Annotated in this window: 8 protein-coding genes; 5 read left to right on the top strand and 3 right to left on the bottom strand. The window is 59.7% G+C overall.

Going from position 1 to position 9,123, the window contains the following annotated elements:
• Window positions 1-1,007 (bottom strand): lipopolysaccharide biosynthesis protein (locus P792_RS0119555; protein ID WP_031241216.1); only part of this gene is annotated, 1,007 nt, incomplete at its 3' end.
• A gap of 222 nt (window positions 1,008-1,229) precedes the next feature.
• Between P792_RS0119555 and P792_RS31850 the strand changes: the two genes are divergently transcribed.
• On the top strand, window positions 1,230-2,660 hold the full coding sequence (locus tag P792_RS31850) for a YdiU family protein (RefSeq protein WP_031241214.1): 1,431 nt from the start codon (window positions 1,230-1,232) through the stop codon (window positions 2,658-2,660).
• Window positions 2,661-2,865: 205 nt separating this feature from the next.
• Window positions 2,866-3,126, top strand: a complete 261-nt coding sequence (locus P792_RS37110) for a hypothetical protein (protein WP_152530241.1) — start codon at window positions 2,866-2,868, stop codon at window positions 3,124-3,126.
• Window positions 3,127-3,594: 468 nt separating this feature from the next.
• On the opposite strand, the gene P792_RS31840 is transcribed toward P792_RS37110, so the two are convergent.
• Window positions 3,595-4,047 (bottom strand): carboxymuconolactone decarboxylase family protein, encoded by a 453-nt coding sequence (locus P792_RS31840; protein WP_023979400.1) that lies wholly within the window; start codon window positions 4,045-4,047, stop codon window positions 3,595-3,597.
• A gap of 197 nt (window positions 4,048-4,244) precedes the next feature.
• Here P792_RS31840 and P792_RS31835 point away from each other — a divergent pair, with 197 nt between their 5' ends.
• The 3 genes from P792_RS31835 to P792_RS31825 all read left to right on the top strand — a co-directional run bounded on the left by P792_RS31835 (window position 4,245) and on the right by P792_RS31825 (window position 7,528).
• Window positions 4,245-4,895: an FMN-dependent NADH-azoreductase gene (locus P792_RS31835; RefSeq protein ID WP_023979399.1), complete on the top strand. Its 651-nt coding sequence runs from the start codon at window positions 4,245-4,247 to the stop codon at window positions 4,893-4,895.
• A gap of 15 nt (window positions 4,896-4,910) precedes the next feature.
• Window positions 4,911-6,377 (top strand): PLP-dependent aminotransferase family protein, encoded by a 1,467-nt coding sequence (locus P792_RS31830; RefSeq protein WP_023979398.1) that lies wholly within the window; start codon window positions 4,911-4,913, stop codon window positions 6,375-6,377.
• Window positions 6,378-6,460: 83 nt separating this feature from the next.
• Window positions 6,461-7,528, top strand: coding sequence for a thioredoxin family protein (locus tag P792_RS31825; protein ID WP_023979397.1), 1,068 nt, complete (start codon window positions 6,461-6,463; stop codon window positions 7,526-7,528).
• Window positions 7,529-7,660: 132 nt separating this feature from the next.
• On the opposite strand, the gene P792_RS0119550 is transcribed toward P792_RS31825, so the two are convergent.
• The coding region (locus P792_RS0119550; RefSeq protein WP_051395930.1) for an RNA repair transcriptional activator RtcR family protein at window positions 7,661-9,123 on the bottom strand (1,463 nt) is incomplete at its 5' end.

The raw sequence follows: 9,123 nt of genomic DNA, 5'->3' as shown, positions 1-9,123 counted from the left end.
AAAATTCGCCCGCCGAAGAAAGCCGCCACCAGAAGCAGCGCGATCGAAACAGCGCAGAGGATACCGAATATCTTCCATGTCAGGCGCTTGAGACCGCTCCAGTCCTGCCGGTCACGCATCTTGACCAGCTCGGGATAAAGCACAGGCGAAAGCATCTGCGCTGGTGTGACGATCCCGTCGGCAATCTGGCGGCAGATCCTGAACACGGCGGCCTCGGCAGAGCCGAGTAACGACCCCACGACCAGCGTGCTGATATGGCCGGACACAGCCCCGAGGGTCTGGTTGATGCTTGTCGAGCGGGTGAAGGCCCACATACCCGGCAATTGCCAGCGCCATTGCCCGAGCACGTCACGCCAGCGCAGACGCAGGCCGATTTTCTGACGCAGGGTGGAAAGTGCAAAATACAGGAATAGGCCATAATCCATCAGCACGGCCCCAGCCCAGACCAGCACGAAAAAGCCGAGATCAAGATGCAGCCCATAGCCGACAGCCGTGCCCGCCGTACGGAAAATGGCCGTACAGGTATCGCTGACCGGCACGAGATGGAAACGCTCCGTCAGGCGCAGAACGCCATTGCTCCACCCGGTATACATGAAGGGGCAGATCAGCGCGTAGCCATAGGCCAGGAACGTCACCCAGTGCGACCAGTGCGCCACATGCGCATAAAACGTGACGCTGATTACACCGATACAGACCGCCACCACCGCGGAAATCAGATCAAGCCTGATACAGAACCCGATGATCTGACGCAGAAGAACCAGGTCGCGTCTGGCGTAAGGGTCATTTCCATAGCGGATGAGCGTTTGCCATGACTGCATGCGCGAGAAGGTCGAGGCCATGATGCCCAGAGAATGGATCAGGATCAGCAGGCCGAACGACGCCAGCCCCAGCGCCCGCACGGCAAAGGCGATATAGGCAAAACTGCATATGGCCGTCGCAATGCGCCCCAATGTCAGGAAACTGACATTGTGGAAGATCCGTCTGGCGGCAGAGGGGTGGGTCGACATGCAGGGGTTTTGAACGTCCGGCCATGAAATGGGAAGGGAGGGGTCGAAAAAACTTGCAGGTTTCGCTCTTCGAGCCCTGACTGCCTTGCCTGAAATGCGCGAGAAACCATCTGATGAGACACAGGGCTCTCCATCGAAGGCGAGTTTGTTCTTTTCACCCCTGACGTTTCGGGTGCCACTTCAACAGGGCCGCTTTCGTATCGGCCCCACCAGCGAGGTCCCATGTCTCTGCCCCTGAGCCCGGCCCCCTTCCCCCCTACCATGGCCGTGCAGGCTGACCCCGCAAGGTTTCCCGCGCTGAAACTTGTTGCCTTGAATGATGCACTGGCTGAGTCGCTGGGCTTTTCCCCCTCATGGCTCGAAACCCCGGAGGGTGTCGATTTTCTGGGTGGGCAGACACGGCCTGACGGTGTTGCCCCTGTGGCACAGGCCTATGCTGGCCATCAATTCGGCCAGTTCGTGCCGCAACTGGGCGATGGACGCGCCCATTTGCTTGGGATTGCAGCCGACCGGCAAGGCCGTGTTTTCGATGTTCAGCTTAAAGGCTCCGGCCCCACGCCATTCTCCCGGCGTGGCGACGGGTTGGCCGCCATCGGGCCGGTCTTGCGCGAATATCTCGCCAGTGAAGCCATGACCGCGCTCGGCGTTCCAACGACCCGCGCCCTTGCGGCTGTCCTGACCGGCGAGACTGTCTGGCGTGATCGCCCCCTGCCGGGTGCCATTCTCGCACGGGTTGCTGCAAGCCATCTACGTGTCGGTACATTCCAGTATTTCGCTGCACGGCAGGACAATGAGGCGCTGCAATTTCTTTGTGATCTGGCAATCACGCGCCATTATCCGCACGCAGCCACAGCCGAAAATCCCGCAAGAGCCCTCTACGAAAATGTGGTCGCGGCTCAGGCAAGACTGATCGCCCACTGGATGAGTCTCGGGTTTGTGCATGGCGTGATGAACACTGACAACATGGCCATTTCGGGAGAGACGATCGATTACGGTCCCTGTGCCTTTCTCGATGTCTACAGCCAAAACAGGGTATTCAGCTCCATCGACCGTAACGGTCGCTACGCCTATGCCAACCAGCCAAAACTCGCAGGCTGGAATCTGGCCCGCCTCGCCGAAACCCTGCTTCCCTTCTTCGATGCGGACGAAGCGCGTTCCCTGGCCTGGGCACAGGAGACACTGGGCACGTTTGCCACGCTTTACGAAAATGCATGGCTCGAAAGAATGCGTTCGAAATTCGGGCTCACAACATGCGAACCGGATGACAAGGGTCTGATCGAGCGTTTTCTGGCGATCCTGGAGCAGGACAAACTGGATTGGACACTGAGTTTCCGACGCCTGACCCGCCGCGAGTTGTCATGCGATGCACGGAACTCACCAGCCATGACGCAATGGCTGCAGGATTGGGACGCACGTTGCACACGGGAAGGCGTATCCACCATTGTCCGTGAAAATGCCATGCGCCAGATCAACCCCGCAGTCATTCCGCGCAATCATCGGATTGCCGAGGCGATAGACGCTGCGGAGAGCGGTGATTTATCGGTATTCCACGCCCTTCTCTCCCGACTGGAACGCCCCTTCGTTGACGATGCAATCTATGAAACCCCACCGCGCCCCGAGGAGGTCGTGCAGGCGACATTCTGCGGTACATAGGCCCCGCTTCTTCAATGGGGGGATGACTGACTCAGACGCATCACAAGATGGTGCCCCAATTTGCCGTAGTGATTGCGCGCCGTTCATCTCCGGACCGGCTCGACACCCGTATTGGAACCCGAAAGTCGAGCGATATTGTGAAGCTCACCATCCTGGCGCTGCCGGACCGAAGGCGATACGATACGGACCCGCAATGGAGTGACACATGACCTTGATGCGCAAGCATTGGTTCTATCCCTCTATCGTCATGTCCTACATCGCTGTGTTCCTGTGGCTCTCAGGTTTTCAGAATTGCCCGATGAGCGCGGCCCACCAGACGCTCATTGGTGCGACGTGGATAGGCACGCTCGTCCTTACTCTCTGGGTGTGCTATCGCCCTCCCACGCTCATGCGTGGCCTGGTCCGCAGCCTTGCCCTTGGAGGTTCCGGCATGGATAGCGCGCCATACACTGCCCAGCTTCGATGAGGGTACAACCCCTCATATCGGGTGGGTCCGCTTCATCAGCGTCTGCCTTGCCGTTCTGTGCGAAAGCACCGTCCTGATCGCTGCCATGCGACTTGTCTTCGGCAAAAATGGCGATCCAGACAAGCTGAAGGATCTCGGATTACCGCCTCTTGTTGTCAGGGCCATGCTTGCAGAAGCTCGTTTCTGGCGCGGGGTCTGGCACGCTCTGACCGGGTCACGATGATCAGCAATAAAAGAACAAACCGGTTCTTTCATTGCTGATGCTGATTGTTGTTTTTGTCCACTCCAGAACCATTTCATTGAAACATAATAACCGTAACAAGCTGCGTTCCGTGCAAACTGGACGGAACGCAGCAGAAAATATTTATACAGTGCGCACCCATCACTGAATTGAGGAGCCTCGTGTCCCCTAGAAGTTGTTGCAAGGTCGCGGGGCCATCATGCTCCATTGCAGCGCGGCATCCGGACTTATGAGCCAAGCTGATTGCTCGTGCGCCTGAAACCGATTGCCAAACGGTTGAACAGATTCATCAGCCCGACAGCGATGGTCAGGTCCACAATTTCCTTTTCAGAGAACACCTCGGAGAGCGCACGAAAATCAGCGTCAGGAATGACCGTCTCTCGCACGCAGGTGACACTCTCCGCCCAGGCAAGGGCCGCACATTCGCGCGCGCTGAATGTTACCTCCACCTCACGCCATGCCTGAAGCACACCGAGTTTACGTGGGGAAACGCCCTTTTCGAGCAGGGTTTTCGTATGGAGATCGAGACAATAGGCACAGCCATTGATCTGCGAAATGCGCAGATAGATCAACTCGACCAGAAGCGCATCGAGTCCCGAACGGGCAATGTAGCGATAGACGTCACCCAGTGCCCTGACACCCTGCGGGGCAATCGCTTCATAATCCAGACGCTGCGGCATGTTTTTGTCTCCCGGTGGTGATGTATCCCGATGTTCCTCCCATGGGTCCTGCCCCATCGGACAGGACGAAGAATGATGTTTTCAACTGGACCTCCCATCTTGGTACACGCGAAGAACAGATTTCTGGTCCTGTCGTCGCAGGGCGGATAGACCCAAGAACCATCACTCTTCTTCTCTCGCCCTGCGGTGCCCAAGCGATGCAAATTCTTCATATCGATTGCAGCCCTCGCCCTGACGGGCAAAGCCGGATCATCTCGGCGGCTATCGTGACGCGTCTCCGCGCGCTCGAACCCGATGCTGTCATTGTCCGGCGCGATATCAGTGCTCTGCCGATGCCCGATGCGCCCTACGCTGCGCTTCTGGCACACCCCGATGATGTGACGCCCCCTGCTGCGCAGGGATCGATTACCCTGTCAGAAACACTCATCAGGGAAATCGAGGCTGCCGATATTCTGGTGCTGGGTACGCCCGTGCATAATTTCACGGTTCCCGCTTCCCTGAAGTCCTGGCTGGACCATGTCGTGCGCGTGAACCGGACGGTTGCGCTAAGTGCTCAAGGCAAGAAGGGCCTGCTGACGGACCGGCCTGTGCTTGTGGGTGTCGCAGCAGGTGGCATTATTCTCGGCGAAGATGCCCAGCAGCCTGATTTTTTTGCCCCGTATCTCAGGGCGGTTCTAGGCTGTATCGGACTTCATGACCTGCATATTGTTTCCGTTCAGGGTACGGCTTTTTGCGATGCCTCCGCGAAAGCCGCGGCCCTGAAGAACGCCCTGTTAACGCTTTCACCTGTCCTTTCCGCCTGCACCACATCCAAGTCGTCACGCGAAATCCCGGCGCCACATGTCTGAGACAGGCTCCCACGCATGACCGCACCCACGGCCCCGCTCGCGGGACTCACACTCGACAGGCAGAGCACACGGACCCTGAGCGAGCAGATCGCGGGGCATATCGAAAGCGCCATACGCTCTGGCGCCTTGCCCGAAGGCAGCCGCCTGCCGTCGTGGCGTGATCTGGCCACACAACTTGGCGTCGCCCGTGGCACCGTGCGTGCGGCCTATGATCGCCTGATCGATCGCGATCTGCTTTACACTGCCGGGGCAGCCGGAACACGCATAGCCTCCCCGCCGGAATGGCCAGGCCGAATGGGACAGGCCGAAACGACCAACCCATCGACATCTGCTGCGGCATCGCGCCTGGAAGACGAAACCGGTTACGGGTCTCTCGCCCTTTTCCGGCAGAGGGATACCCGACCACTATCATTCCAGATGGGTGTTCCCGCGCATGACGTGTTTCCTGCCACGCTCTGGGCGCGTCTGCATCGGCAGGCTGTGCAGGCTTCTGCCCTCAATACAGGTGTCATGGACCCGCGCGGCCTGCCGGAATTACGGACCGCACTGGCTTCTCACCTTGCTCTGGCCCGCGGGCTGGATTGCAGCCCTGATCAGATCCTGATTACGACGGGATTTCGCAGTGGGCTTGCCATGGTCCTGCGTGCCATTGATTGCGCAGGTAAACAGGCCTGGGTGGAAGATCCGGGCTTTCCTATCACGCGTATGGCGCTCGAAAGCGCCGGTGTGCACCCTGTACCGATTGCTGTAGATGACGAAGGGCTGGATGTCGCGCAGGGGCAAGCCACCGCTCCCGGTGCAGCATTCGCGCTTGTTACCCCCGGTCAACAGGCCCCCATGGGGGTTTCGCTCAGCGCAGCGCGTCGCCGTGCCTTGCTGCACTGGGCGCGGCTAAGCAATGGCTGGATTATCGAAGACGATTATCTGGCTGAACTGCATCTGGACGGCCGCTCGCCCCCGGCCCTGGCCTCGGGTGAGCATGCTGATCGTGTGATCCATATCGGCACATTCAGCAAGACACTTGCCCCTATGGTCGGGCTCGGCTTCGTCGTGGCACCGCCCAGCTTGCTCAAACGCCTGACTGAAACCGCCTGGTGGCTGGCCACCCCGCCCAATAACGCGGTGCAGATTGCCGTGATGCGATTCATGCGCGAAGGGCATTATTTCCGACATCTGCGACGCACACGCGAAGCCTGTACCCAACGGCGTGACCTGCTGCACCAGACATTGCGGCATTGCCGGGCGCCCGTAGCCCATGATGCGGGGCTGTCCGTCATCCTGCCACTCCCCTCGGGGTATGATGATGCCAGGCTGGCACAGCAGGCGCGGGCGGCCTCCCTTGGGATTACGCCTCTCTCAGCGTGGTGCGCCAAGGGGTCACGCGCCCGGTCAGGCGTGTTGCTGGGCGTGGCCAATATACGCCCCGAGCAGGTCGAGGCCGATTGTCAGACACTCCTGAGCCTGATGGGCACGGGGCCCTGACAGGAGCACAGCCCCCGCTTCTCTGCGCACCCAGCTGCACACGCACCCTCCCCTTTTCAATTTCAGGACAAGGACGATCAACCATGCCCGGTTTCCGACGCGGCCTTCTGGCCCTTCCCCTTCTTTTTTCAATCTGGGGGTCCAGTCAGGCGCGAGCCGACACACCGCCTGCTCCTGACTCAGCAGCGTTCATTGCCGAGGATCCGGCCCTGTCGAAGATGGTTGGTCGCGCCATTCCGGCTTTGCAATGGCAAACGCTGGACGGGCAGACGCTTAACCTCGCGGCACTGACTCGTAAGGGGCCTGTCTATCTCAAGCTCTGGGCGACCTATTGTATTCCCTGTCGCGCCCAGATGCCCGGCTTCGAGGCGCTTTATCAGCGCTACAGGACACGCATGAGCGTCATTGCCGTCGATATCGGCTTTGGGGAAAACCGGGACAAGGTTGCCGCTTTTGTCAAAAAGACCGGACTGACAATGCCGGTCGTGATGGATGACGGCAAGCTGAGCGACTGGCTACAGATTCGTGCGACTCCCCTGCATGTGCTGATCGACCGCGATGGACGACTGGCCTATCTCGGCCATCAGGATGGCCCAGCCCTCGATGCAGCGCTTGAGCGGGTATCGGCCAGACCACGCACAGCCGGTGAGATCCACTTCGCCGACATAACCCCCACACCACCGCTGACCACCGGGGAACGGGTTCCCGAGATCACAATGAGCGATGCGACAGGTGCCACGGTGCCTCTGCGCCAGTCTGGCGCGACCAGAAGCCACAAGCCCCAGATTGTCCTGTTCACGGCGCCATGGTGCGAAAGCTATCTCGCCACGATGGACCCGTCGACCGCCCGCGCTTGCGTCAACACACGTCGCGTGGCGCAAAAACTCGTCGGGCACATCGCGGCAGACTGGGTTGTCGTGGGGGCACGGCTCTGGACAGAGCCTGCAGACATGGGCCCGTTCCAGACCCTTTACGGCCCCGGATTTCACGTGCTGCTCGATCGGGATAATCTGGCTTTCACGCGGTTTGGTGTGCGTCAGATTCCGGCCGTGGCACTCATTACGAAAGACGGCCGCCTGTCACGGATGATCGACGGATCGGCCCCCGATCTGGCCTTGCAGATCAAGGCATTTGCGCGACAGGAGCAATAAGCCTGCCCCCTGATGGTTGCCGGACGCTCCCCGAAGCGTCTGCGCCCTCAAGCTTAGAGTTGTTGCAAGCAGACAGCCCCCTGTGGGCCAGAATCAAGACGCTATGGTCACCAGTGTTCAGGATACTGGTGATCAGGTGATCGTCTTTCCACCTTTTCTGACGGCGTCCCAATCCAGATCGAAACGTGCCAGATATTTGCGCAACCGGTCTGCATCATTGCGGCTCGAACGCTGCATACGAGAGACAGAAAACAGGGTTCGCCCTGCGTCAGACAGGCTGGACGACATGCGGCATATCTGCACGACCGTAGCCAACTGGATGCGATCGAACATATCGATTGCGGCCAGATCCGGAACGATATCGGCCAGCATGGCCATATCGTCCGTGGCAACAGAACCCGCAGCATCCTGCCTTGCGGGACGCCAGCGCGCCGACAGCTCTGCAATTTCCTCGTCGATCATGGATACCGTGATACGACCACGTTCGGCCAGCGTGCATAGCCTGAGCAATGAGTCCGACAGATCGCGATAATTGCCCGACCAGGCCGCATCGATCGATGTCGCAAAACGCATATAGCGCGCCCGTGCGCCCGGAGCGAAACCGGTTTTGGTTCCTGAACGGCGCTCGGCTGCGTCAAGCGCGTGATCAAACGCCGCTTCAATATCTGCAAGACGTTCCCGCAAGGGCGGCAGACGTAGAATCCAGGGAAAAACGGACTCCATGCCGGCCCCGTCCCGCGCCGTAGCTATCAGGTTGAACTGTGCATCCAGATCGGTTTCGCCACCCAGCGGACGGTAGCGCTTTGCCACCACCGCGCGAAAAAGAGTGTCGCGCAAAGCCTGTGGCACATTTTCCATGCCATCGATCAGAAGCGTGCCGCGATGGGCCTGCGCCAGAAACCCTGCCCGTTCGGTCCCGGCCGCACTGCCGAGGCCTCGTTTCTGACCCAGAAGCAACGCGGTGCCATCCTGCGTGGCAAGCAGACTGCCATCCACCCGAACGAGCGACCCGCGCAGCAAACGGCGCTGGATACGCAGGTCATGAATATTGGCCGCAAGCGTGCTCTTGCCGCAGCCCGCCGGGCCGGTAATCAGGATGGGGACCTCTGACCTCAGGGCTATCTGCTCGAGCCGCCCGATCAGGCGATCAATCGCGGGGTCGGCACCCGAAATACCGCTACGCAGCAAGGTGGAATGTTCGGCAGAGGCGATCTCGAAGCGATGCCTGATTGCGTCATATCGTGCAAGATCGAGATCGATGAGTGTCAAACGCCCGTTGGGTCCCGTATCGGGACGCGGGGGCTCCATCTGGATCAGGCGCGCCGGGACGTAACGGCTTTCTGTGAGCAGATACCAGCAGATCTGCGCCACATGGGTGCCTGTGGTTAGATGGACGAAGTAACGCTCCCGGTCCTCATCGAAACCATAGGCGAGAGCGAAGTCATAAAGCTTGGCATAGACCTCCTCTAGATCCCAGGGATTGTCGAAGTCGAGCACGGTCAGACGCACTTCGGTATCCGGCGAAATGGCCGCAATGTCACGTGCGACGTGGTGGGCCAGTGCCTCAGCATATCCGGGATAGAGCAGTTCGAAGC

It is taken from the genome of Asaia sp. SF2.1, assembly GCF_000505765.1.
Lineage (GTDB): Bacteria > Pseudomonadota > Alphaproteobacteria > Acetobacterales > Acetobacteraceae > Asaia > Asaia bogorensis.
The sequence above is the reverse complement of the archived record's forward strand: the minus strand, read 5'-3'. Positions and strand labels throughout refer to the sequence as shown.

Excerpts from the sequence above, each read along its gene's own strand:
- P792_RS31840 (WP_023979400.1), bottom strand. The coding sequence starts at position 4,047 with ATGCCGCAGCGTCTGGATTATGAAGCGATTGCCCCGCAGGGTGTCAGG.
- P792_RS31825 (WP_023979397.1), top strand. The coding sequence starts at position 6,461 with ATGCCCGGTTTCCGACGCGGCCTTCTGGCCCTTCCCCTTCTTTTTTCA.
- P792_RS37110 (WP_152530241.1), top strand. The coding sequence starts at position 2,866 with ATGACCTTGATGCGCAAGCATTGGTTCTATCCCTCTATCGTCATGTCC.
- P792_RS31830 (WP_023979398.1), top strand. The coding sequence starts at position 4,911 with ATGACCGCACCCACGGCCCCGCTCGCGGGACTCACACTCGACAGGCAG.
- P792_RS31835 (WP_023979399.1), top strand. The coding sequence starts at position 4,245 with ATGCAAATTCTTCATATCGATTGCAGCCCTCGCCCTGACGGGCAAAGC.
- P792_RS31850 (WP_031241214.1), top strand. The coding sequence starts at position 1,230 with ATGTCTCTGCCCCTGAGCCCGGCCCCCTTCCCCCCTACCATGGCCGTG.